We start from the raw sequence: 21,759 nt of genomic DNA, 5'->3' as shown, positions 1-21,759 counted from the left end.
ACTATACCCCTCGGCGCGCTTCTATGGCCGCCCTTTTTGCCAGCCTGTCAAAAACCGAGACATACCTTTCGAGAGAATACACACGAGCACTTGAGGCGCGAGTAAGTGGATGCCCTCGAAGAGCAGGGTCTGGATTACTGAGCTGTCTGGCGCAAGTAACTAGTTCCTTACCAACCTCGCTATCGCCGACAGCCAGCTCCAATTCATTCAAGCAGTCAGAGAACACACTTTGCAGCACTGGCAAAATTGATCTATAGCTGCCCTGCCAGCCCCCACCGAACAGAAATGGCAAGTTATCTACCGGAAGACGCTGCAGCATCAGCCTCGTCAAACCAGATCCACTAACGAAGTAAAAGATCATGCTCCCAAGCATATAGCAATCGCAGCTCTGCCGCCTTTGAAAGACATCAGGAATGATAAAGTTATAAAGAATCTCGGGTGGCGCGTATGACCTATCCCCAGAAAAGATCATGTTATCAAACGGCCCGGGCTTATTCTCACATGTCGACCTCCCAAGATCCCCCAGCTTAAAGCCGCCCTCATTACCAAAGCTCAAAATATTCGAAGGCTTTAGGTCCTGATGAGTAATACTCTTAGAATGTAGCTGATTCAGGCCAACAGCGGCATGATGCAGGGCCCGAAGCCACCATGATATTTTCAGCTTTGGATCGATGGTTCCGATCTTCTTTCGGACATCTCCCTCGGCGAGTTCAAAGATAAGATAGGGCACCACGTCGTGTAACGACGGTCCGAGTCGCTCTTCGCCGCTGTCCAGCGCTACGACTATTCTATCGAGCCTAGCCCCTGAACAAACATTTAAGATATCGACTTCAAACCGGTGCTCTGACGACACCTTGAGCAGAGCAGACATCACGTCTGGCTCCTGTAGCGGTCGGGTTAGGTCGATCGCTTTCAAGAAAGCATGCTTTCCATCCTTCTCCACCCTGTAGGCCTTAGAGAAGTTCCCACCGGTACCGTTGTAGATTTCCTTGCTGAGGCCAGTCGATGGATCCCAACCGACAGCCCCTAGCACCTTCCAGCCCGACCCCAGCGTCCGACCCTCAAGTCGGAGCGCCCCTGCCACACCTAGATCAGTCAACTTCCACCCCCGGATGAACCCACAACCAAAGAAGTACAACCGCCGCGCTAACACAACCCAAAAGTCAGCTGAACCTAACTCACTCGCCTCACACAGAAGACCTCCGGGAACAGATGAAGCTGACGGAAGCGCGCACATCAATTAACCACAATAATCCTTACCTTTCTCCTTCTGCCCGATTGCAGACACCCATTATCACCCCCCCCTGTAAGAGAAACTAGCGAAACCCGCCTCTGGGCCGAATTGCCATATATTCTTGCCAAGACCAATCCATATTAGTGCGTTAGAGTCGACTAGGTATGAAAAACATTATGGGTGATTCGAAGTGCCATTCATAAAAGCAGCTCCTCCGGTCCGGAGTGATAAAACTACTAACCCTACGATGCGCCAGCCTCAACTCAGGAGATGTACCTCAGGGGCAAGCGTGAGTCCCTTGGCAGCCGCTTTATCCGCTACTATCGCCAGACTTATCTTTGATGGAGAAACCTCGGCATTAACTCTTAAGGGAGGAAGCAGCAATGAGGTTCGTCGGATACGCTCGTTACTCGACTGACAAGCAGAACTCGAGATCCGCAGAGGATCAAATAGCTGAGATAAGAGCGACAGGAACTGCGAAAAAGTGGGTTTTTGTCAAAGCGTACATTGATGCAGCTATATCCGGCGCATCAACGATCGGGCGCACAGCTTTCAACGAAATGTCGGTCGATGCCGCAGACGAGTTCTTCGAATGCATCATGGTTGAAGACATCGATCGACTTGGAAGAAATCTGGGGGATTTAGCCAAATTTAAGGAGCGGATGGATTTTCTAGGTATAGCAATATACAGCCTATCGGAGGGCGGGTTTATCGGCGACCTATCAATTGGCTTTAAGGGAACAATGAGCGCGCAATTTCTCCGCGATCTGTCGCAAAAAACTAGCCGAGGACTAAAGGCAAACGCGAAACGAGGTCGCTCTGCGGGCAGCCCGCCTTATGGTTACAAAACTACACTTAACCGAGGGGAAATAGAAATTGAACCAAACGAGGCTGAAGTAGTCAGAAGAATCTTCAGACTCTATTCTATAGGTCACACCCCTCGCGACATTGCTGGGATTCTTAACCATGATAAAATACCAAGTCCGCGAGGCGGGCACTGGAACGCCAGCACTATAAACGGGCATAGGCGGAGAGGGGTGGGGATTATTAGAAACACTATTTACAACGGCATTCGGACCCACAACAGGATCTATAAAGTTAAAGACCCTGATACTGGGCGGCGCTTGACGAGAGAACGGGACAAAAAAGATTATTTTTGGGTAGACGTACCACATCTAAGAATAGTTGATGCCGCCTTATGGGCGAGAGTTCAAGATAGGATCCCTGCAACATCGGGATCGCGCCCATACAAAAGGAGACAAAAGTATTTATTATCTGGCCTTATGCGGTGTGGTGAATGCGGCGCCTCCTATATCACGGTTGGTCGATCTCCCTACGTTAAATTTGGCTGCAGCGCCAGACGAGAGCGGCGATCCTGCAGCAATCGGAGGATGATAAGCAAGAATATTATAGAGAGCGGCTTGCTCTGCGCCATCGAAAAACATTTGGTTCGAGAAGAAACCCTCGTCCCAGCACTCAGAGCTATCGAGCAAGAGTATAAACGACTAGCAAGCTCCGTATCGTGCCTTGCTCCCCGATTGCAGAAAAGACTAGCGTCGATAACCAGCGCCAAGCGAAGCCTTATCTATCTTATAGAATCCGGTGCTAACCCGACGGAGATCAGAGACCGTCTCCTTGAACTCGACCATGAAGAGCTGGACATAAAAGATCAGCTTAAATGCGCTCCCGTTATTCCAGATCTCAATCCAGTCGCCGTTAGCACTAAGTACAGGGAGTACGTCCGATTAGCGCTGCATGCCGCGACTGAGGAGCTCAAGTACGGCCAAGAGCTTCGCGATGCGATCCGCAGCTTGATCAACAGCGTAACTGTCTACCCTCGTAACGACCCTTATGGACGCGACATCGAGTTTGAGGGGGATATCGAGAAGCTATACATGCACGCTTCCACCCATTCAGGTATGAAAGCGATGGTGCCCGGGGGCGGAATCGAACCACCGACACGAGGATTTTCAATCCACTGCTCTACCCCTGAGCTACCCGGGCACGGGGATGAAGGCGTCTGCCGTCATCGGGTGGGGGCCTTCTAGGCGAGCCGCAGGGGGGTGTCCAGAGGCATTCGCAGGAAAAATCGCGCCGCGCTCAATGTCGTCGCGGCGGCATGTCACGGGCGGCCTCGGCCGCCTCTTCGGCGGCCCGTTCGATGTCTTCGGGATCGGTCGAAGGCAAGGCATAACGCCCACCCAGCCAGCGGGCGAGATCCACGTCGGCGCAGCGCTTCGAGCAGAACGGCCGATACGCTTTCACCGTGTCCTTGCCGCAGATCGGGCAGGCCATCACAGCCTCCCGAGCAGCCGGACCAGCGAGGGGCGCTCGCGCTTGCGCTGCAGCTCGAACAGCCCCATCGGGCTCCAGCCAACCAGCGAGGTCTCCACGGGGTCGTTGCGGAACGAGGCGCGCAACGACTGCTCGAGCTGCTTGCGATGCGCCTTGGACATCGGCGCGAAGTCCACGACGATCTGGCCGCCTAGACCGCGCAGCCTGAGCGCGCGCGGCAATGCGCGGGCGGCGGCGAGGTTGGTCTTGAGCGCCGCGGCGGGCGAGGTGTCGCCGCCGGTGTTGACGTCGACCGCCACCAGTGCCCGGGTCGGCTCGACATAGATCGTGCCCTCGCCGGTGGCGACACGCGGCTGCTTGAGCGCCTCGATCTGATCGAGCACGCCTTCGCGCTCGAAACCGCCCGGCTCGGTCACCACGTCGGCCGCGCTCCAGTCGCGCCAGGCCAGCAGATGCGGCCCATCGCCCTCGGTCAGCGCCTCGGGTTGGTCGCCGGCCGCATCGGCGGTCACCGCGATGGACAAGTCCCGCATCGCGGCAATGTCGTCGACGATGTCGTCCTCGGGCGCGCCGGCGCAGGCCGAGCGGAGAATCAGGCCGAGATCCTCGGACGCACCCTCCATGCCCTCCTCGGCGAGAATGCGCAGCCGGGCCCGCTCCTCCTCCTCGGTGATGGCGCGCGAGATATTGAGGCCGGGCGCGCCGGGGGTGACGATGGCGTAGCGGCTCTTGAACAGCACCCGATCGGTGAGCGGCACGGCCTTGCCGTCCTCGGCGATGCCGGTGACCTGCACCAGCAGTGCCTGCCCGGGGCGCAGCCCCTTGCCCTGCCGCAGGAAGCCGGTCAGGCCCTCGGGCAGGCGCACCATCATGCCACCCTGCCCTTTCAATGGCCGGTCGCAGATGGCGCGGTAGATCGCGCCGGGGCGCGGCGCGTCGCCTTCCTCGATCAGCAGGTCGTCGAGCTGACCATCGACCAGAAGGGCCGCGGCCTCGCGGTCGCCGAGATGGTCGAGAACGATGCGGCGTCCCTTCATGCGTGTTCTCCATAAACGGGATATCCGGCCGCCGTCAGCAGCCCGGCGGTTTCCGCAAGGGGCAGACCGACCACGCCGGTGAAGGATCCGTTGATCCAGGGAATGAAGGCCCCGGCGGGGCCCTGAATGGCATAGCCCCCGGCCTTGCCCTGCCAATCGCCGGTGGCGAGGTAGGCGTTGACCTCGGGGTTCGACAGCCGCTTCATCTTGACCGCCGTCTCGACCTCACGCGCCCAGACGCGGTCGCCGCGGCGCACCGCGACAGCGGTGATGACGGTGTGGCGCCGACCTGAAAGCAGGTGCAGGAAACGGGCGGCTTCGGTCGAATCTACGGGCTTGCCCATGATGCGACGGCCCAGCGCCACGGTGGTGTCGGCGCATAGCAGCACCTCCCCCTCGTCGAGCGCGACGGCGCGGGCCTTTTCGTCCGCGATGCGGCGCGCATAGGTGCGCGGCAACTCGCCACGATGCGGGGTCTCATCGATGTCGGGGGGGCGGACGTCGCTCGGCGCGAGACCGATCTGCGCCAGCAATTCGCGGCGGCGCGGCGAGGCCGAGCCGAGGATCAGCCTCAGCCCGCTCTCGGGCGGCAGCGCGCTCATGAGCGCGTCAGCGGAAACGGTAGTTGATCCGACCCTTGGTCAGATCGTAGGGGGTCATCTCGACTTGTACCTTGTCACCCGCGAGGACGCGGATCCGGTTCTTGCGAAGTTTGCCCGCCGTATGCGCGATGATCTCATGGCCGTTTTCCAGCTCGACCCTGAACGTCGCATTCGGCAGGAGTTCCTTCACGACGCCGGGAAATTCGAGCAGTTCTTCCTTGGCCATGGTCTCTCCGTCCAGTGAAACCCGCATTTGCGGGCCATGGCGCGTAGATGCGCCCTCGGCGCCCGGATTTCAAGTGCAAACAGGACCGCGTCCCGATCCGGGTCTCGCAGTCTTTCGCGGCATTATTCGCGCAGGCCGCCGACGGGCACAATCAAAATTTCGTAAAGAACCCGGGAACGCCCGGCGACATGCGCCGTTGTGTCGCCGAAGCGAAGCATAAGACGGGAGAGACCCATGAACACGCGGATGACGAAGCTGCTGCTGTCGACGGCGCTGACACTGCCGATGGCGGCCGCCGCTCAGGCCCAGACCACCGACGCCACCTGCTCCGATCTCGAGCTGCTGCTGACGGAACAGATGACGGACGGTGTGCCTGCCGATGCCGGCATGACCGAAGAAGAGGTTCTGGCCCTGATCGAAGCCGAGGACGACGCGCAGTGCGCCGTCGCCTATGTCGAGCTCGAGCGCGTGGTGCTGGTCGAGGGTGAAGGCGCCGAGACCGAAGCCGAACTGGCGGAGACCGAGCGCACCGTGGTGCGGCTCGAGGACGAGGTGGTGATCGAGGGCATGGTATACCTCGAGCAGAGCCAACCCAGCGTCAACGTCGAGACCGGCCAGACCGAGATCATGGTCGACCAAGCGCAGCCCGACGTGACGGTCAACGAAGCCGGCGCCGAGATCCTGGTGCGTCAGGCCCCGGCCACGATCACCATGGACATGCCGCAGCCGACCATCCGCATCGAGCAGCCGGCGCCCGAGATCATCATCACCATGCCCGACCCGTCGGTCGACGTGGCCAACGCCCAGCCGCAGGTCGAAGTGCGTCAGGCCGAGCCGATCGTGACCGTCAACCAGGCGCGTCCGAAGGTCGATCTCGAGCTGCAGCGTGCCCCCGAGGGCTCCGAGGGCGGCATCCAGGTGACCGATCGCGCCACTGGCGAGACCTTTGCGCCCGGCACCGAGGGCGAGGTTCGTGCGATCGAAGAGGCCGACGTTCAGCTGACCACGGTCGAGCCGATCGTGACCCTCCAGGAGAACGCGGACCAGCAGGCCAACGTCTCCGTTCAGCGCGCCGAGCCGACGATCCGCTTCGAGAGCGCCGAGCCGGTGATCAACTTCACCCAGGCCGGTGAGCCGGTGATCGAGATGGTGCAGACCGGCGAGCCGGTTGTGACCATCAACGAAGCCGCCGTCGAGGGCGAAGCTGCTGCTGCGATGGACGCGCCGGAAGCCGAGGCCGAGATGGAGACCGAGGCCCCCGAGGCCGAGATGGAAACCGAGCTCGAGACCGAGACCGAGGAGATGGAAACCGAGCTCGAGACCGAGGCCGAGGCCGAGGAAATGGAGACCGAGGTAGAGGGCGCGGCCGAAGCGCTCGAGACCGAGGTTGAAGAGGCCGCTGCCGAGACCGAGGCTGCCGTCGAGGGCGTCGCTGCCGAGGCCGAAGCCGAGGTGGAAGGCGAGATGGCCGAGGTCGAGACCGTCGAGGCGGAAACCGCCGAAATGACCGAAGAGGCCGACATCGTCGCCACCGGTCCGGTTGTCGAGCGTGAAGGCTTCGCGATGATCCCCGCCAACGAGATCGCCGTGACCGACCTCGAAGGTTCGACCGTCTACGGCATCAACGACGAGCGGATCGGCGACATCGGCGACATTATGGTCAGCGATCAGGGCCAGATCCAGGAAGTGATCGTCGAAGTCGGCGGCTTCCTCGGCATCGGCGAAAAGCCGGTCGCCATCCCCTTCGACCAGATGAGCGTCCTGCGTTCGGAAGCCGGTGAAGTCCGCGTCTTCATCGAAGCCACCGAGGAGCAGCTCGAGTCGATGCAGGAAGTCGAGCAGTAAGCTTCGCTTTCCGGAACTTGATCACGAAGGCCGCCCCCTCGGGGCGGCCTTTTCCGTATTTCTACCTATCAGGGATGATACTTGGGCCGCTGGTCGCCTGCCGTTGTTCGGCGTGCCGAGGCGCCCTCCTATGAGGCGCCTTTCCAGCTTTTGGCGTACGGCAATGTCGTTTCCGATGGTTCGGCGCGCAGGCTGCGGGGACGTCCGGTGCGATCAGCTTCGCGGCGGCCCCCAGCGATCGATCAGCCGCTCGACGATCATGTCGCGGGTCTGGCGATAGCTACGCAGCCGATCCTCGCGCCCCTCGCCCAGCCCGGTCGGGTCGAGCACCGGCCAATATTCGACCTCGAGATGATAGCAGGCGGTCAGGTCGAGCGCCCGCCGCTGGCTCGCGGGCGATAACGCCAGGATCAGGTCGAAGGAGGACAGGTCGTCGCCCCAGTTATGCATCTCGTCGAAGCTGCGCGAGCGGTGGCGATGCAGCTCGACCCCGATCTCGGCGCAGACGGTGATGGCGAAGCCGTCGATCTCGAGATCGTTCTTCACGCCCACCGACTGGATGTAGCAGTCGGTGCCGTAGAACTTCTTCATGATGCCCTCGGCCATTGGGGACCGGACGGCGTTGTGATCGCAGCAGAACAGAACCGATTGGGGGAGAGGCTGCAAAGGGGCGGCCAACTCCATATCAGGCCCCGAAATGCAGCACGCAGATGAGGGTGAACAGCCGGCGCGCCGTGTCGGTATCGACCTCTGCCTTGCCCTCCAGCCGCTCCTGAAGCACGCGGGCACCCTCGTTGTGGATGCCGCGACGTGCCATGTCGATGGTCTCGATCTGGCTCGGCGGCAGCGTCTTCACCGCGTCGTAATAGCTTTCGCAGATCTGGAAGTAATCCTTCACCACCTGCCGGAACGGTCCGAGCGAGAGGTGGAACTCGGCCGCCTTGTCGCCGCCGACCGTCGCCACGTCGAAGACCAGCCGCTTCTCCCGGATGCCCAGACCGAGGTGATAGGGCCCCGTGTCGCGGCCCGGCAGGGCGAAGCTGTTCTCCTCGAGCAGGTCGAACACCGCGACCCGGCGCTCCTGCTCGATCTCCGGCGTCGGCGCCTGCCCCGCATCGTCGAGCCGGATCTCGGCGATCCGGGTCATTCGGCGCCCCGGTTCAGCCGGTCGAGCCGCGCCGTGATCGACAGCCCATGCGCCTCGAGGCTCTCGGCTCGCGCCAGCCGCGCGCCCGAGGGACCGATCGCGGCGAGCGCATCGGGGGTCATCTTCGACAATGTGGTACGCTTCAGGAAATCCATCACCGACAGCCCAGAGGAGAACCGCGCCGACCGTGCCGTGGGCAGGACATGGTTCGGCCCTGAAATGTAGTCACCGATCGCCTCCGGCGTCCAGTGCCCGAGGAAAATCGCGCCGGCATGGGTGATTTTCGCGGCGAGACCCTCGGGGTCGGCCACGCAAAGCTCCAGATGCTCCGCCGCGATCCGGTCCGCGAGGCGCGCCGCCTCGTCCAAGTCGCGCACCGTGATGATGGCGCCGAAATCGCGCCAGCTCGCCCCCGCGATGGCGCGCCGCTCGAGCGTTTCGAGCCGCGCCTCCACGGCGGCAGTCACACGGTCGCCAAAGGCCGCGTCGTCGGTGATCAGGATCGACTGCGCGCTCTCATCATGTTCGGCCTGGCTGAGCAGATCGAGCGCGATCCAGTCGGGATCGTTGTCGGCATCGGCGATGACGAGGATCTCGGACGGGCCCGCGATCATGTCGATGCCGACGCGACCGAAGACCCGGCGCTTGGCGGCGGCGACGAAGGCGTTGCCCGGCCCGGTGATCTTGTCCACCGGGGCGACGCTCTCGGTCCCGTAGGCCAGCGCCGCGATCGCCTGCGCGCCGCCGACGCGGTAGATCTCGTCCACCCCGGCGATCCGGCAGGCCATCAGCACCAGAGGGTTGGCCACGCCGTCGGGCGTCGGCACGGTGACGGCGAGCCGCTCGACCCCTGCCACCTTCGCCGGTACCGCGTTCATCAGCACCGACGAGGGATAGGAGGCCAAGCCGCCCGGCACGTAAAGCCCCGCGGCCGAAACGGGCGTCCAGCGCCAACCGAGCATCGCGCCCGCTTCGTCGGTCCAGCTCTGATCCTCGGGCATCTGGCGGGCGTGATAGGCGCGGATGCGTTCGGCCGCGAGTTCGAGCGCGGCGCGGTCCTCGTCGGACACCTTGGCGCATTCCGCCTCGATCTCCTCGGCCGAGAAGCGCAGCTGCCCGGGCGCCAGCTCCATCCGGTCGAAGCGGGCGGTATAATCGACGAGCGCCGCGTCGCCGCGCGCCCGGACCTCCGCGATGATCGCCGCGACCGCGTCGTCCACGTCGGGGCTGTCCTCGCGCTTCATGGTCAGCAGCGCGGCAAAGCGGGTCTCGAAATCGGGATCGGTGCTGGACAGGCGGTGCGGCATGGCGGTCTCCTTCGGCTCTGGGGCATAGCCCCGCCTGCCCCCCTGCTCAACCGTCCAGTTGCCGCACGTAGTAGAGGTCGTCGACAAAGCCGTCCTCGAGGCGCGCAGCGCGTGGCAGGAGACCGTGCCGGACGAAACCGTGCTTCTCGTAGAGCCGGATCGCGGGGGCGTTATGCGCGGCCACGAACAACTCGACCTGCAGCTTGCCATCGGTGGCGGCCCGACCGAGCGCGGCGCGCAGCAGCCGCGTGCCGATACCGGTGCCATGGCTTTCGGTACTCACGTAAAAGGCGTTGAGCGCCACGCGATGCGCGGCCGCCGCCGCCTCGACCACCGAATCGAGCGCGGCCGTACCGATCAGCCAGTCGCCGTCGAAAGCACCCAGCACCAGACGACCCGCAAGGCTCTCCGCCACCTCCTCGTCAGAGCGGGCCAACTCCTCCTGTAGCGTCGTCAGGAAGGCGTCGGGAAACAGGCGCAACCCCTCGGCGCGGATCCGGCGCCAAGCGGCCAGATCATCGGGTCCGAGGTCGCGGATCACTCGGGGTGCCGGGGTGCCTTGCCCGAGGGGGCGGCATAGGGGCGGGTCACGTCACGCAGCAACAGCTCCGGCGCTTCGACGTCGATGGCGATCTCCCCATCCCCCGCGAGGATCAGCCGGATCGTGCCCGCAGGCTCCGCCTCGGCCGCCTCGAACACCACCGCGAGCAGCGACAGCACCGTGTCGCGGTCGGCGGGATCGAGTCCCTGCGACCGCACCGTCATCACGTTCTCGATGCACAGCACCGCCTGTACCCGCTCGGCCTCGCGGGTGGTGGCCGGATCCTCCCAGCGGAACCGGTTGAGCAGCATGGCGAAGCGACGGTCACTCTTCTTCCAGGCCATCTCGGAGGCGGGCAGGACCGAATCCTGCACCAGCGCCGAGATCACCTGAACGTCGTCGCCATCAAGCGCCTTGAGGCGCAGCGGCCGCTGCACCCCTTCGGCGAATGTCGCGTCGCGTATCTCGCTCATGCACTCACCCTCTCGATCCTGGCGCCGACGGCGCTCAGCTTGTCCTCGACATGCTCGTAGCCACGGTCGAGATGATAGACCCGGTTCACCACGGTCTCACCCTCAGCGGCGAGACCGGCGAGGATCAGCGAGACCGAGGCCCGCAGGTCGGTCGCCATCACCTGCGCGCCCTTGAGACGGTCGACTCCGGTGACGGTGGCATGGCCGCCCTGCACCTCGATCCGCGCGCCCATGCGCATCAGCTCGGGGGCATGCATGAAGCGGTTCTCGAAGATCTTCTCCTCGAGCCGCGAGGTGCCGGTGGCGGTGCACAGCATCGCCATCATCTGGGCCTGCAGGTCGGTGGGGAAGCCCGGGAATGGCTCGGTGGTGACGTCGACCGCGCGCGGCCGGTCGCCACGCAACTTCACCTTCAGCCCTGCCTCGGTCTCGGTCACATCGATCCCGGCCGCGTCGAGCTTCTCGCAGAACGCGCCGATCAGGCCAATCTCGCCGCCCAGGCACTCCACCTCGCCGCCGGTGAAGGCGGGGGCCAGCATGTAGGTGCCCAGCTCGATCCGGTCGGTGACGACGCGATGCGTCGCAGCCCCGAGCCGGTCGACGCCCTGCACCTCGATGGTGGCGGTGCCCTCGCCCGAGATCTGCGCACCCATCGCCCGCAGGCAACGTGCCAGATCCACGATTTCGGGTTCGCGCGCGGCGTTCTCGATCAGCGTGGTGCCCTTGGCGAGCGTCGCGGCCATGAGCACGTTCTCGGTCGCACCGACCGAGGCGAAGCGCAGCTTCACCCGGTTGCCACGCAGGCCCCCGCGCGCCAGCGCATGCAGGTAGCCATCCTTCAGCTCGATCTCCGCACCGAGCGCGGTGAGCGCCTCGATATGGATATCCATCGGCCGCGCGCCGATGGCGCAACCACCCGGCAGCGAGACCACCGCCTCATGGGCGCGCGCCAGCAGCGGGCCCAGCACCAGATTCGAGGCGCGCATCTTGCGGACGATCTCGTAATCGGCGCGGGTCGAGGCGAGGTCGTGGGTCGACATCGCGATGACCTTCCCGCCCTGCATCGAGGAGATCTCGGCGCCGAGCGATTCCAGCAGCTGGGTCATGGTGCGGATGTCCGACAGCCGCGGCGCGTTGGTGAGCGTCAGCGGCTCCTCCGACAACAGCGTCGCGGGCATCAGCGCGAGACAGGCGTTCTTGGCGCCCGCGATCGGGATCTGGCCGCGCAGCTCGGCGCCGCCGCGCACGATGATCGAATCCATGCCTGCTACTCTTTCTCTTGTTCTTCGTCAGACCGGGTTTCTGACGCCCGCGCCTGCGCCTGCGCCTTGCGGCGGGCGATGTTGGCCTTGAGGGCGGCCTTGAGCCGGTCCTTGCGATCAGCCGCGCGGGGCGGCTCCTGACGGGGTGTCTTCATGGTTGTCGCAGATAGCGTCCGCCCCCCGATCCGTCCAGTTCATTGCCTCCACGCCACCCATCGACCCCACCTTTGCCCGCCCCGGCGTCAAGCGCGACAAAAACCCCTTGCGCTCGCCGTCATGGCAGGTAAAAGCCCGCCCAGACGAGACGCTGCAGTAGCTCAGTGGTAGAGCACACCCTTGGTAAGGGTGAGGTCGAGAGTTCAATCCTCTCCTGCAGCACCATCCTCCCCCACATCGCAAGACTTGATGCCGCGCCTCGGCCAGCCAGGCGCAATGCGCTTCTTCGCATGCCGAATGGCGGTCTCGATGGCGAATCTTGGGGTGATCAAGAGGGTATGCCGCGCTCGCCGACACGCATGCCCGCGTCAATTGCACGTTCGGCTCTAGAGTGCCTGTCCGCTTGGACAGTTGCGGCGGGATCGCGGATCCCCTCTCATGCTCGCAGGTATAGCAAGTGTTTTGCGAGTTGCGATGTTTTCCATCGATCCCCTGATCCCGCTGGCTCTGGCGGCCCTCCTGCTGTTGGCGCTTCCCCCGTCCCGACCAATGTTCGACGGCATGCTGGCCGGCGTGACGGCCGTCCCGCCGCCGCTGCAGGAGGCGAGCGTCCCGGAGCGGCGGCTGGCCGGCATCGCCGACTGAGGCACCGCTCCGGGTTCAGAGTACGCGTCAGTCGCCGATCCAGTCCCAGGGGGTGGTGAAGGCGCCCAGCGCCTTGGCGACTTCGGGCTCGTTCGCGGTGCCGGTACGGCGAATCTTCGCGACCAGTCCACGGCGGCTGTCTTCGACCACCTCGGCCACCTCGGCGCCCACCCCGGCGGCGGCCAGCGTCTCATCATAGACGCGGGCGATGGCCATCTTGCGCAGCGCGGGCTTGAAGATCTTGCCCACGGCGGTTTTCGGCAGTTCCGGCAGGATCTCCAGATGGCGCGGCCGCGCCGCGCGCTCGGAGACGTGCTCGCGGGCGTATTCGAGCAGCTCCTCGTAGCTCACCGTCGCGCCGTCGACCAGCTCCACATAGGCACAAGGCACTTCGCCGGCATGGGCGTCGGGCTGGCCGATGGCGCCGGCGAAGGCGATGGCGGGATGCGCAGCCAGCGCCTCCTCGATCTCGGCGGGGTCGATGTTGTGGCCGCCACGGATGATCAGGTCCTTGGCCCGGCCGGTGATCCACAGATACCCGTCCGGATCGATCCGGCCGAGATCGCCGGTGCGCAGGAACTGCTGCTCATCCTCGGGGCCCGGGCGATAGAGGCCCTCGTTCTTGGTCGGGTCCGTGTAGGTACCGCCACGCGACACGCCGGGGCTCGAAACGCAGATCTCGCCGACCTTGTCGATGGGGCAGTCCGCACCGCTGGCGGGGTCGATGATCCGCACCTGTGTATAGGGGAACGGCACCCCGACCGAGCCCACCTTCTTCTCGCCCTCAGGCGGGTTGATCGACACGAGGCAGGTCGCCTCGGTCAGGCCGTAGCCCTCGCAGATTGTAACGCCGGCGGCCTCCTCGAAGCGTTTGTAGAGCTCCACCGGCAGCGGTGCCGAGCCCGAGAAGGCGAGGTTCAGCGTCGAGATGTCGGCGTTCACCGGGCGCTGCATCAGGGCCGAAATGGCGGTGGGAACGGTGATCACGAAGGTGACCTTCCAGCGCTCCACCAGCTTCCAGAAATTGTCGAACACCCCGTCGCCGCGGTAGCCCGCGGGCGTCGGCAGGATCACATGCGCCCCCGAGGCGAGCGAGGCCCCCATGATCACGATGGCAGCGAAGACATGGAACATCGGCAGCGGGCAGATGATGTTGTCGCGATCCGAGAACATCAGCCGCGCGCCCAGCCAGCCATTGTAGACGATGCCGGAGTAGTAGTGCTGGGCCACCTTGGGCATGCCGGTGGTGCCGCCGGTATGGAACAGCGCGGCGACCCGGTCGCCCGGGCTGTCGGCGAAGGCCAGCTCGCGCGGCTGACGCGCGATCTCGCGGTTGAAGTCGAGCACGCGGGCCTTGTGGCGCACCTCGACCTTGGGCCGGATGAGCGGCACGATCAGCTTCTTCACTCCGGTGAGGTAGCGATGCAGGTCGACCTCAAGCACCGTCTCGATATTGGGCGCCAGCGCCACCGCCTCGGCCGCCTTCTGCGCCACGTCGGTCTTGGGGAAGGATTTGAGCGTGACCAGCACCTTGGCATTCGTCTGGCGCAGGATGGCGCCGATCTGGCCCGCATCCAGAAGCGGGTTGATCGGGTTGACCACCCCGGCGATCTGGCCGCCGAGATAGCTCAACACCACCTCGGAGCAGTTCGGCAGCAGATAGGCGACCACGTCGGTCTCGCCGACGCCCAGCTCGCGCAGCAGGTTCGCCGTCTGCGCCGATTTGGCGTGCAGCTCGCGCCAGTTCAGCGTCTCCGCCGGCGCCTTGGGATCGGAGAACAGTTGAAAGCTCAGCGCAGCGCGGTCGGGAAAGGCCTCAGCCGTGCGTTTCAGCAGCCCATGGGTCGTTTTCGGCTGGCCCTGTGCCTGCCAGCTCCCCTCGGCCTCGATCGCCTCCCGATCGATCATGCCCGCAAAGCCCATTCCCGTTCCTCCCTTGTTATTCTCTTGTTGTGCCGCCTGCGGCCTCCATCCCTGAGGCAAAGCATCGGGCCTGACCTTCACGTCACGCAAGCATGACGCCGCGAAAGCCTTCCGCGGCGCAAGGATTTTCCTGCCAGTTGGCTACTCTGCGGCCTGCGCCATGCCATCGGTGAACTGCAACCGCGCCAGCCGGGCGTAGAGACCGCCCTCGGCCACGAGGTCGTCATGGCTGCCCTGCGCCACGATCCGCCCGTCTTCGAAGACGAGGATCCGGTCGGCCTTCTTCACCGTGGCCAGCCGATGCGCCACGATCAGCGTCGTGCGCCCCTGCGCGAGCCGGTCGACGGCGTGCTGGACCAGCCGCTCGCTCTCGGCGTCGAGCGCGCTGGTCGCCTCGTCCAGAAGCAGCACCGGCGCGTCGCGCAGGATCGCGCGGGCGATGGCGATGCGCTGCTTCTGCCCGCCCGACAGCATCACGCCGCGCTCGCCAACCTGGCTGTCATAGCCCTGCGGCAGCGCGACGAGGAATTCATGCGCCGCGGCCGCGCGTGCGGCCGCCTCGACCTCCTCATCCGTGGCATCGGGACGACCGAAGCGGATGTTCTCGCGCGCCGTGTCGGCGAAGATCACCGGATCCTGCGGCACCAGCGCCATGCGGCGGCGGAAGTCGGGCCGCGCCATGTCGCGCAGATCGACCCCGTCGAGCGTGATCCGCCCCGAGGCCGGATCCCAGAACCGCAGCAGCAGCTGGATCATCGTCGTCTTGCCCGCGCCGGAAGGGCCGACCAGCGCCACCGTCTCACCGGGCCTGATCGTGACGCTGACATGGTCGAGCGCGGACGTGTCGGGACGCGACGGGTAGGAGAAGGAGACATCCTCGAACATGATCTCGCCGCGCGCGGCGGGCACCGGAAGCGGCTCCTTTGGCTCGCGCAGGCTGTCCTCGGCATGAAGCAGCTCGACCAGCCGCTCGGTGGCGCCGGCGGCGCGCTGCAGCTCGCCCCAGATCTCGGTCAGCGCGCCGACCGCGCCGGCCACCATCACCGCATAGATCACGAACTGCACCAGGGCGCCGATGCTCATCGCGCCGGCATTCACGTCGCGCGCGCCGATCCACAACACGCCGACGATGCCCGCGAAGATCAGGAAGATGACGATCGCGGTCATCACCGCCCGTGTGCCGATCCGGGCATGCGCGGCCGCGAAGCTCTTTTCGGTGACATCGTCGAACCGGGCCCGGCTCGGCGCCTCGTGGCTGTAGGCCTGCACGGTCTGCACCGAAAGCAGCGTCTCGGAGGCGTTGCCCGACGAGGCAGCGATCCAGTCCTGGTTCTGACGGCTCAGCGCGCGCAGCCTGCGCCCGAGCACCACGATCGGCACGATGATCGCCGGCACGATCAGCAGCACCAGCCCGGTGAGCTTGGCGGAAGTCATCAGCAGGAGCACCAGACCGCCGACGAGAATCAGCAGGTTCCTGAGCGCCACCGAGGCCGAGGAGCCGATCACGCTCAGGATCAGCGTCGTGTCGGTGGTGATCCGGCTGAGAACTTCCCCGGTCATGACCCGCTCGTAGAAGGACGGACTCATCCCGACCATCCGTGCGAAGACCGCCTTGCGGATATCCGTCACCACCCGCTCGCCGAGCCTGGTGACAAGGTAGTATCGCGCCGCCGTGCCCAGTGCGAGCAGCGCGGCGATGAGCAGCGCGCCGGCGAAATAGCGATCAAGCAGCGCGCCCGCATCGACCTCGAAATTGTCGACCACGCGGCGCACTGCCAGTGGCAGCACGAGGCTCACGCAGGCCGTCAGCACCAGCGCCGCGACCGCCAGCGCCATGGTGCCGCGATAGGGCGCGAGGAACGGCCAGAGCGCCCGCAGCGCACCGATATTCTTCGACGCCGCGCGGTCTTCCTCGCCGCGTTTCGGGGATCGGGCCATGTCGCGCCTCGTCTTTGGATTGCCGAAGATGTCTAGACCCCGGAATGGCGCACGACAAGCGAAGCCCGGCGCCTGCCGCGAAAGGCCCTGCGCGGGGTTGCGGAAAGACAAGGCGCATTAGCGCCGCTTTCCCCGCACGGGCATCTTTCCAAACTCGCGATTCGGCGCTAAGGGCACAGGTTCTGAATCGGGCCATACACCCTTGGAGGATGGCCCATCACCTGAAAGGACTTACAATGGCCAAAGAGATTCCGGATCTCGTCGCCACGGCACGCACGGGGACAGGCAAGGGGGCCGCTCGTCAGGCACGTCGCGAAAACCTCGTTCCGGGCATCGTGTATGGTGGCGGCGCCGACCCGCTGCCGATCAACCTGCCCTACAACGCGCTGATCAAGAAGCTGAAGGCGGGACGCTTCCTGTCGACCCTGTTCAACCTCAAGGTTGAAGGCCAGGACGACGTGCGCGTGATCTGCCGCGGCGTTCAGCGCGACGTGGTCAAGGACCTTCCGACCCACGTGGACCTGCTGCGCCTGCGCCGCACCACGCGGATCAACCTGTTCATCCACGTCGAGTTCGAGAACCACAAGGCCGCCCCCGGCATCAAGAAGGGCGGCGTGCTTACCGTGGTGCGTCCCGAGGTCGAGCTGAACGTGCTGGCCGGCGAGATCCCCGAGCAGATCGTCGTCGATCTGACCGGCAAGGAGATCGGTGACGTGATCCACATCAACGACGTCACGCTGCCCTCCGGCGCCAAGGCGACCATCGACCGCAACTTCGTGATCGCCAACATCTCGGCGCCGTCGAAGCTCGCCGCCGCCGCGGCCGAGGAAGAGGCCGCCGACGAGGTCGAGGCGACCGAGCAGTCGGACGCCTGATCCCTTTCCGGATCGATCCATGCAACGGGGCCCTTCGGGGCCCCGTTCGCGTCTCCGGCACTGGTTTCGCCGGCATGGGCGCGCTAGTCTCCGCGCCATGAAACTCTTTGTCGGACTAGGCAATCCGGGGGCCAAATACGCCCGGAACCGTCACAATATCGGCTTCATGGCCGTTGACCGGATCGCCGAGGATCATGGCTTTGCGCCCTGGCGCGCCAAGTTCCAGGGCGAAGTCGCCGAGGGCAGGCTGGGGACCGAGAAGGTGCTCCTGCTGAAGCCCGCGACCTTCATGAATCTGTCCGGTCAGTCGGTCGGCGAAGCCGCGCGCTTCCACAAGATCGACAGCATCGACATCACCGTGTTCCACGATGAGATCGACCTCGCGCCGGCACGGCTCAAGATCAAGTCGGGCGGCGGTCACGCCGGTCATAACGGGCTGCGCTCGATCCATCAGCATCTGGGGCCGCATTACGACCGGGTGCGGATGGGTGTTGGCCATCCGGGCCACAAGGACGCGGTGCCGGGCTACGTGCTCAAGGATTTTGCCAAGGCAGACGAGGACTGGCTCGACGACATGCTGCGCGGCGTATCAAACGGGGCCGCAGCACTGGCTGCAGGGGACGGGCCGCGCTTCATGAATGCCGTGGCGCTCAGGCTGAACCCGCCGCGCTCCGGTGGCGGTGCGAAGCCGCCTGCCCAGAAGGCTGACGCCGCCCCGGCACCAGCCTCTCCGAAATCGCAGGCCCCTGCCCCCGCGCCCACCGATGACCGTTCGGCCCTCCAGAAGCTCGCTGATCGGTTCAGGTGACGGAACGGCATCGCCTTGGTGGCATACTGGCCCGTCGGAGGGAGGACGAATGAAGGTAGAACCATCGCTGAACGTGTTCGACGAGCCGCTCGCCGCCTGCTCGACCGGCCCGGTCACCGGATTCTTCCGTGACGGTCATTGCAACACCTGCGCCGAGGATGTCGGGAGCCACACGGTCTGCGCCGTGATGACCGCCGAGTTCCTCGCATGGTCGGCCTATGTCGGAAACGACCTGAGCACCCCGCGTCCGGAATTCGATTTCCCGGGGCTGCGGCCGGGTGATCGCTGGTGCCTGTGCGCCATGCGCTTCCTGCAGGCCCATGACGAAGGCTGTGCCCCGCGGGTGCATCTTGCTGCGACCCATCGCGCCGCGCTGGAGGTGATACCGCTCTCGGTCCTCGAGGGTTACGCCGCAGCATAACAAGGAGCCCCGGCCAGAGCGATCCGGCCGGGGCTTATAGTGTTCAAATGCGCCGAGACTTACTGGTTGTCGGTCGCGGCGTCGTCGTCATCGGACTCGTTGTCGGCGTCTTCCTCACCCTCTTCGAGGAAACCATCGACCTCGGTGTTGTTGGGCTCGATCTCGTCTTCGCCCTCGTCACGATAGTCCGGATCATCGGAATCGTCCGACGCCGAACGGGTCTGCGGATCTTCGACCTCGGGCGACTCCATCGCGTCCATGTCGTGATCCATCTCCATGCCTTCCGGCACCACGAAGGTCGCGGTCACCGGCGCGCCGTTGACCATGATGGGGCCGTCGACATCGGTCATGCCTTCGCCGAAGTCATAGACACCATTGCCGTTGGTCTCGGCATGCAGCATCGCCACAAGCTCGGTCCCAGCCGGCAGTGCCTGGGGGATCGTCACCATGACGTCGGTATTCTCGCCGGCCATCACCATCGCATGGCCCATCGAGTCGGGCACGACGGGCGCGCCATCAGCGGCGGCGTGCAGGACGATGTAGCCATCCTCGCGGGTGGTGATGCGCGGGAAGGTCACCATGGTCTGGCCGTCGGCCATCGACATCATCATGGCTTCCTGATCGGCCTCGATCATCATCGTGTCGTCTTGCGCGATCGCGGCGCCGGCCATCAGTGCGGCGGTAGCCGAAGCGGTTGCGAAGATCTTGAACATTGTATTCTCCAAATCTGGTTTGCATTGATAACCATCTGAAAGACTTCGGGTTCACTGTCGCTCTACACATCGGCGTGTTTCCCCCATGTGCCGCTCCCCCAGAACAAGAAAAAGGCCGGTCGGGGTTGTCCCGACCGGCCGATCAACTGAAATCCTGAGAATGGATTACTGGCTGTTGTCCTCATCGGACGGGTCAGCCATGTCCTCGCCTTCTTCGATGAAGCCTTCGGTCTCAGTGTCGTTGGGCTGGAGAGCCGACTCGTTGTCGTCGCGGTAGTCCGGATCGTCGCTGTCATCCGATGCGGCGCGCGCTTCGGGATCGGCAGTGCCGGTCGCGGTCATGCCGGTCGCGATGCGGATTTCCTGCACGCTCAGCATGCCGTCGCCGTCGGCGTCATCCTCGATCAGGATCGCGGCCCCTTCGGCACCGAAGGCAGCCTCGAGTTCGGCCATGCTCAGCTCCATGTTGCCATCGGTGTCCACCTCGGCAAACGGAATGCTCTGGGCCACGGCAGTCGAGGCACCCAGTACGAAGGCGGTGGTCGCGAGGCTGGCGCTCAGTTTGTTCAGCATGTCGTGTCCTCTCGAATTGTGAGTTCGCGCCCCAACGTGTCGCCCGGCGAGGCGTTCGGAGAGGCGCGTTCACAAAGCCGTGAGAGCCGTCAAGTCTGAATGTCGACGCCCAGATGCTTGGCCACGGTGAAGATGTCCTTGTCGCCGCGACCGCACATGTTCATCACCAGCAGGTGGTCCTTTGGCAGTTCCGGCGCGATCTTCATCACATGCGCCAACGCGTGGGACGGCTCCAGCGCCGGGATGATCCCTTCGAGCGCGCAGGACAGCTTGAACGCCTCGAGCGCCTCGGCATCGGTGATCGCCACGTATTGCGCCCGGCCGATCTCATGCAGCCAGGCGTGCTCGGGACCGATGCCCGGGTAGTCGAGGCCGGCAGAAATCGAATGGCCTTCGAGGATCTGACCGTCATCATCCTGCAGCAGGTAGGTCTTGTTGCCATGCAGCACGCCCGGGCGCCCGCCGGTAAGCGAGGCGCAGTGCTGCATCTTCAGGTCGACGCCCTTACCGCCCGCCTCGACGCCGATGATGTTCACCTCCCGGTCGTCGAGGAACGGGAAGAACAGCCCCATCGCGTTCGAGCCGCCGCCGATCGCCGCGACCAGCGTGTCGGGCAGACGCCCCTCGGCGGCTTGCATCTGTTCGCGCACCTCCTTGCCGATGATCGACTGGAAGTCGCGGACCATCGCCGGATAGGGATGCGGGCCCGCGACGGTGCCGATGCAGTAGAAGGTATCGCGCACATTGGTGACCCAGTCGCGCAGCGCATCGTTCATCGCGTCCTTGAGCGTGCCGCGGCCCGAGGTGACGGGCACGACCTCGGCACCCAGAAGCCGCATCCGGAACACGTTGGGCGCCTGACGCTCGACGTCATGCGCGCCCATATAGACGACGCATTTCAGGCCGAACTTCGCGCAGACCGTCGCGGTCGCCACGCCGTGCTGGCCGGCACCGGTCTCGGCGATGATCCGGGTCTTGCCCATGCGGCGGGCGAGGATGATCTGGCCCAGCACGTTGTTGATCTTGTGCGCGCCGGTGTGGTTCAGCTCGTCGCGCTTGAGGTAGATCTTGGCCCCGCCGAGATGCTGGGTCAGACGCTCGGCAAAGTAGAGCGGGCTGGGGCGGCCGACGTAATGGGTCCACAGATCGTTCATCTCCGCCCAAAAGGACGGGTCGGTCTTGGCCTTCTCGTACTCGGCCTCGAGCGACAGGATCAGCGGCATCAGCGTCTCGGAGACGAAACGCCCGCCGAACTGGCCGAAGCGGCCGCCCTCGTCGGGCCCGGCCATGAAGCTGTTGATGAGATCGTCCGCCATGCGCTGGGCCTCCTCGCGTTCGGCCTCCGGACTACCCTTGCCGCGCGGGGCGGTAAAGGGTTCTCGCCTCAATCGCGGTCGCGCCAGCGCCGCGAAGTGCCGTCGATCCAGCGCCGACCGCGGATCAGCGCCGCGTTGACGCCCGGCCGCAGGATCGGCAGATCGACCGCCAGAAGCGCGAGGCCGATCGGAAGCATCCACAGCCCGAAGATCGGAAGGATCGCCGCGAAGCCCCCGAGGATGAGCAGCAGCCCCACCGGAATGCGTATCCAACGGGCATGGTCCGCCATCAGCAGATCCGACATGCGCCGCATCCGCGGCGAACCGCCGGTCATCGCCCGCATCTGCCGTTGCAGGCGGGCCTTCTCACGCTCGTGATCGACGGTCTTGCTCATGGCTGCCATGTAGGACGACCACGGGGC

23 protein-coding genes, 2 tRNA genes and 1 pseudogene are annotated in these 21,759 nt (G+C 64.7%); 7 read left to right on the top strand and 19 right to left on the bottom strand.

Translation table 11 applies throughout. The features are described from left to right. Position 1: 1 nt before the first annotated feature. Positions 2–1,237 carry a protein kinase domain-containing protein gene (locus tag T8T21_RS14650; protein WP_322336116.1) on the bottom strand — a complete coding sequence of 412 codons (1,236 nt, stop codon included), beginning with the start codon at positions 1,235–1,237 and terminating at the stop codon, positions 2–4. 380 nt (positions 1,238–1,617) lie between these two features. Between T8T21_RS14650 and T8T21_RS20835 the strand changes: the two are divergent. Then, positions 1,618–2,640 (top strand): annotated as a pseudogene (locus T8T21_RS20835) (recombinase family protein); the annotation flags it as partial. A gap of 523 nt (positions 2,641–3,163) precedes the next feature. Here the strand turns inward: T8T21_RS20835 and T8T21_RS14645 are convergent. The 5 genes from T8T21_RS14645 to infA form a co-directional block, all read right to left on the bottom strand. Further along, positions 3,164–3,238, bottom strand: a tRNA-Phe gene (locus T8T21_RS14645). Positions 3,239–3,334: 96 nt separating this feature from the next. Further along, positions 3,335–3,529, bottom strand: a complete 195-nt coding sequence (locus T8T21_RS14640; protein ID WP_322336115.1) for a DNA gyrase inhibitor YacG — start codon at positions 3,527–3,529, stop codon at positions 3,335–3,337. After that, positions 3,529–4,566 carry a ribonuclease E/G gene (locus tag T8T21_RS14635; protein ID WP_322336114.1) on the bottom strand — a complete coding sequence of 346 codons (1,038 nt, stop codon included), beginning with the start codon at positions 4,564–4,566 and terminating at the stop codon, positions 3,529–3,531. The genes T8T21_RS14640 and T8T21_RS14635 overlap by 1 nt, the downstream gene beginning before the upstream one ends. Beyond that, on the bottom strand, positions 4,563–5,168 hold the full coding sequence (locus T8T21_RS14630) for a Maf family protein (protein ID WP_322336113.1): 606 nt from the start codon (positions 5,166–5,168) through the stop codon (positions 4,563–4,565). Before T8T21_RS14630 ends, T8T21_RS14635 begins: the two co-directional genes overlap by 4 nt. 7 nt (positions 5,169–5,175) lie before the next feature. After that, a complete protein-coding gene (gene infA, locus T8T21_RS14625) occupies positions 5,176–5,394 on the bottom strand; it encodes a translation initiation factor IF-1 (protein WP_013384801.1) in 219 nt (72 codons plus the stop codon). Positions 5,395–5,628: 234 nt separating this feature from the next. Between infA and T8T21_RS14620 the strand changes: the two genes are divergently transcribed. After that, positions 5,629–7,239 carry a PRC-barrel domain-containing protein gene (locus tag T8T21_RS14620; RefSeq protein WP_322336112.1) on the top strand — a complete coding sequence of 537 codons (1,611 nt, stop codon included), beginning with the start codon at positions 5,629–5,631 and terminating at the stop codon, positions 7,237–7,239. A gap of 213 nt (positions 7,240–7,452) precedes the next feature. On the opposite strand, the gene T8T21_RS14615 is transcribed toward T8T21_RS14620, so the two are convergent. Genes T8T21_RS14615 through T8T21_RS14585 form a run of 7 tightly spaced genes read right to left on the bottom strand, consistent with a single transcriptional unit; the run spans position 7,453 to position 12,124 of the window. Next, positions 7,453–7,923: an arsenate-mycothiol transferase ArsC gene (locus tag T8T21_RS14615; protein ID WP_183472055.1), complete on the bottom strand. Its 471-nt coding sequence runs from the start codon at positions 7,921–7,923 to the stop codon at positions 7,453–7,455. 1 nt (position 7,924) lies between these two features. Beyond that, on the bottom strand, positions 7,925–8,386 hold the full coding sequence (locus T8T21_RS14610; RefSeq protein WP_183472057.1) for a UPF0262 family protein: 462 nt from the start codon (positions 8,384–8,386) through the stop codon (positions 7,925–7,927). After that, entirely contained in the window at positions 8,383–9,693 is a 1,311-nt protein-coding gene (gene hisD / locus T8T21_RS14605) for a histidinol dehydrogenase (RefSeq protein ID WP_322336111.1), read from the bottom strand. The genes T8T21_RS14610 and hisD overlap by 4 nt, the downstream gene beginning before the upstream one ends. A gap of 46 nt (positions 9,694–9,739) precedes the next feature. After that, entirely contained in the window at positions 9,740–10,234 is a 495-nt protein-coding gene (locus T8T21_RS14600; protein ID WP_322336110.1) for a GNAT family N-acetyltransferase, read from the bottom strand. After that, positions 10,231–10,707 carry a DUF2948 family protein gene (locus tag T8T21_RS14595; RefSeq protein WP_322336109.1) on the bottom strand — a complete coding sequence of 159 codons (477 nt, stop codon included), beginning with the start codon at positions 10,705–10,707 and terminating at the stop codon, positions 10,231–10,233. Before T8T21_RS14595 ends, T8T21_RS14600 begins: the two co-directional genes overlap by 4 nt. Beyond that, positions 10,704–11,969, bottom strand: coding sequence for a UDP-N-acetylglucosamine 1-carboxyvinyltransferase (murA, locus tag T8T21_RS14590; protein ID WP_322336108.1), 1,266 nt, complete (start codon positions 11,967–11,969; stop codon positions 10,704–10,706). The genes T8T21_RS14595 and murA overlap by 4 nt, the downstream gene beginning before the upstream one ends. Positions 11,970–11,974: 5 nt before the next feature. Beyond that, complete coding sequence (locus tag T8T21_RS14585) at positions 11,975–12,124, bottom strand: hypothetical protein (protein WP_322336107.1); 150 nt, start codon at positions 12,122–12,124, stop codon at positions 11,975–11,977. A 151-nt stretch (positions 12,125–12,275) separates the two neighbouring features. Here T8T21_RS14585 and T8T21_RS14580 point away from each other — a divergent pair. Continuing rightward, positions 12,276–12,350 (top strand) — tRNA-Thr (locus T8T21_RS14580). 249 nt (positions 12,351–12,599) lie between these two features. Then, complete coding sequence (locus T8T21_RS14575; RefSeq protein WP_183472069.1) at positions 12,600–12,770, top strand: hypothetical protein; 171 nt, start codon at positions 12,600–12,602, stop codon at positions 12,768–12,770. A 27-nt stretch (positions 12,771–12,797) separates the two neighbouring features. On the opposite strand, the gene T8T21_RS14570 is transcribed toward T8T21_RS14575, so the two are convergent. Both T8T21_RS14570 and T8T21_RS14565 read right to left on the bottom strand, forming a co-directional pair. Further along, positions 12,798–14,693 (bottom strand): acyl-CoA synthetase, encoded by a 1,896-nt coding sequence (locus tag T8T21_RS14570; RefSeq protein ID WP_322336106.1) that lies wholly within the window; start codon positions 14,691–14,693, stop codon positions 12,798–12,800. Positions 14,694–14,834: 141 nt separating this feature from the next. Then, positions 14,835–16,631 (bottom strand): ABC transporter transmembrane domain-containing protein, encoded by a 1,797-nt coding sequence (locus T8T21_RS14565; RefSeq protein ID WP_322336105.1) that lies wholly within the window; start codon positions 16,629–16,631, stop codon positions 14,835–14,837. A gap of 236 nt (positions 16,632–16,867) precedes the next feature. On the opposite strand from T8T21_RS14565, the gene T8T21_RS14560 reads away from it, so the two are divergent. The 3 genes from T8T21_RS14560 to T8T21_RS14550 all read left to right on the top strand — a co-directional run bounded on the left by T8T21_RS14560 (position 16,868) and on the right by T8T21_RS14550 (position 18,735). Further along, a complete protein-coding gene (locus T8T21_RS14560; RefSeq protein ID WP_183472075.1) occupies positions 16,868–17,506 on the top strand; it encodes a 50S ribosomal protein L25/general stress protein Ctc in 639 nt (212 codons plus the stop codon). Positions 17,507–17,603: 97 nt separating this feature from the next. Continuing rightward, positions 17,604–18,314, top strand: coding sequence for an aminoacyl-tRNA hydrolase (gene pth / locus T8T21_RS14555; RefSeq protein ID WP_322336104.1), 711 nt, complete (start codon positions 17,604–17,606; stop codon positions 18,312–18,314). A gap of 49 nt (positions 18,315–18,363) precedes the next feature. Continuing rightward, complete coding sequence (locus T8T21_RS14550) at positions 18,364–18,735, top strand: DUF2237 family protein (protein WP_322336103.1); 372 nt, start codon at positions 18,364–18,366, stop codon at positions 18,733–18,735. A 59-nt stretch (positions 18,736–18,794) separates the two neighbouring features. On the opposite strand, the gene T8T21_RS14545 is transcribed toward T8T21_RS14550, so the two are convergent. The 4 genes from T8T21_RS14545 to T8T21_RS14530 form a co-directional block, all read right to left on the bottom strand. Beyond that, on the bottom strand, positions 18,795–19,448 hold the full coding sequence (locus T8T21_RS14545; protein ID WP_322336102.1) for a DUF7282 domain-containing protein: 654 nt from the start codon (positions 19,446–19,448) through the stop codon (positions 18,795–18,797). Between the two features lie 165 nt (positions 19,449–19,613). Beyond that, positions 19,614–20,021: an EF-hand domain-containing protein gene (locus tag T8T21_RS14540; RefSeq protein WP_322336101.1), complete on the bottom strand. Its 408-nt coding sequence runs from the start codon at positions 20,019–20,021 to the stop codon at positions 19,614–19,616. An 89-nt stretch (positions 20,022–20,110) separates the two neighbouring features. Further along, complete coding sequence (gene trpB, locus T8T21_RS14535; protein WP_322336100.1) at positions 20,111–21,337, bottom strand: tryptophan synthase subunit beta; 1,227 nt, start codon at positions 21,335–21,337, stop codon at positions 20,111–20,113. A 68-nt stretch (positions 21,338–21,405) separates the two neighbouring features. After that, complete coding sequence (locus T8T21_RS14530; RefSeq protein ID WP_183472087.1) at positions 21,406–21,732, bottom strand: YgaP family membrane protein; 327 nt, start codon at positions 21,730–21,732, stop codon at positions 21,406–21,408. Between the last annotated feature and the right edge of the window lie 27 nt (positions 21,733–21,759).

It is taken from the genome of Limimaricola variabilis, assembly GCF_034371605.1.
Classification (GTDB): domain Bacteria; phylum Pseudomonadota; class Alphaproteobacteria; order Rhodobacterales; family Rhodobacteraceae; genus Limimaricola; species Limimaricola variabilis.
This window is presented reverse-complemented; position numbering and strand designations above follow the sequence as displayed.

Coding starts and splice junctions, on each gene's coding strand:
- T8T21_RS14560 (WP_183472075.1), top strand. CDS start 16,868: ATGGCCAAAGAGATTCCGGATCTCGTCGCCACGGCACGCACGGGGACA.
- T8T21_RS14575 (WP_183472069.1), top strand. CDS start 12,600: ATGTTTTCCATCGATCCCCTGATCCCGCTGGCTCTGGCGGCCCTCCTG.
- T8T21_RS14615 (WP_183472055.1), bottom strand. CDS start 7,923: ATGGAGTTGGCCGCCCCTTTGCAGCCTCTCCCCCAATCGGTTCTGTTC.
- T8T21_RS14585 (WP_322336107.1), bottom strand. CDS start 12,124: ATGAAGACACCCCGTCAGGAGCCGCCCCGCGCGGCTGATCGCAAGGAC.
- T8T21_RS14610 (WP_183472057.1), bottom strand. CDS start 8,386: ATGACCCGGATCGCCGAGATCCGGCTCGACGATGCGGGGCAGGCGCCG.
- T8T21_RS14595 (WP_322336109.1), bottom strand. CDS start 10,707: ATGAGCGAGATACGCGACGCGACATTCGCCGAAGGGGTGCAGCGGCCG.
- T8T21_RS14635 (WP_322336114.1), bottom strand. CDS start 4,566: ATGAAGGGACGCCGCATCGTTCTCGACCATCTCGGCGACCGCGAGGCC.
- T8T21_RS14630 (WP_322336113.1), bottom strand. CDS start 5,168: ATGAGCGCGCTGCCGCCCGAGAGCGGGCTGAGGCTGATCCTCGGCTCG.
- T8T21_RS14540 (WP_322336101.1), bottom strand. CDS start 20,021: ATGCTGAACAAACTGAGCGCCAGCCTCGCGACCACCGCCTTCGTACTG.
- murA (WP_322336108.1), bottom strand. CDS start 11,969: ATGGATTCGATCATCGTGCGCGGCGGCGCCGAGCTGCGCGGCCAGATC.
- hisD (WP_322336111.1), bottom strand. CDS start 9,693: ATGCCGCACCGCCTGTCCAGCACCGATCCCGATTTCGAGACCCGCTTT.
- infA (WP_013384801.1), bottom strand. CDS start 5,394: ATGGCCAAGGAAGAACTGCTCGAATTTCCCGGCGTCGTGAAGGAACTC.
- T8T21_RS14650 (WP_322336116.1), bottom strand. CDS start 1,237: ATGTGCGCGCTTCCGTCAGCTTCATCTGTTCCCGGAGGTCTTCTGTGT.
- T8T21_RS14550 (WP_322336103.1), top strand. CDS start 18,364: ATGAAGGTAGAACCATCGCTGAACGTGTTCGACGAGCCGCTCGCCGCC.
- trpB (WP_322336100.1), bottom strand. CDS start 21,337: ATGGCGGACGATCTCATCAACAGCTTCATGGCCGGGCCCGACGAGGGC.
- T8T21_RS14620 (WP_322336112.1), top strand. CDS start 5,629: ATGAACACGCGGATGACGAAGCTGCTGCTGTCGACGGCGCTGACACTG.
- T8T21_RS14530 (WP_183472087.1), bottom strand. CDS start 21,732: ATGAGCAAGACCGTCGATCACGAGCGTGAGAAGGCCCGCCTGCAACGG.
- pth (WP_322336104.1), top strand. CDS start 17,604: ATGAAACTCTTTGTCGGACTAGGCAATCCGGGGGCCAAATACGCCCGG.
- T8T21_RS14565 (WP_322336105.1), bottom strand. CDS start 16,631: ATGGCCCGATCCCCGAAACGCGGCGAGGAAGACCGCGCGGCGTCGAAG.
- T8T21_RS14545 (WP_322336102.1), bottom strand. CDS start 19,448: ATGTTCAAGATCTTCGCAACCGCTTCGGCTACCGCCGCACTGATGGCC.
- T8T21_RS14640 (WP_322336115.1), bottom strand. CDS start 3,529: ATGGCCTGCCCGATCTGCGGCAAGGACACGGTGAAAGCGTATCGGCCG.
- T8T21_RS14570 (WP_322336106.1), bottom strand. CDS start 14,693: ATGGGCTTTGCGGGCATGATCGATCGGGAGGCGATCGAGGCCGAGGGG.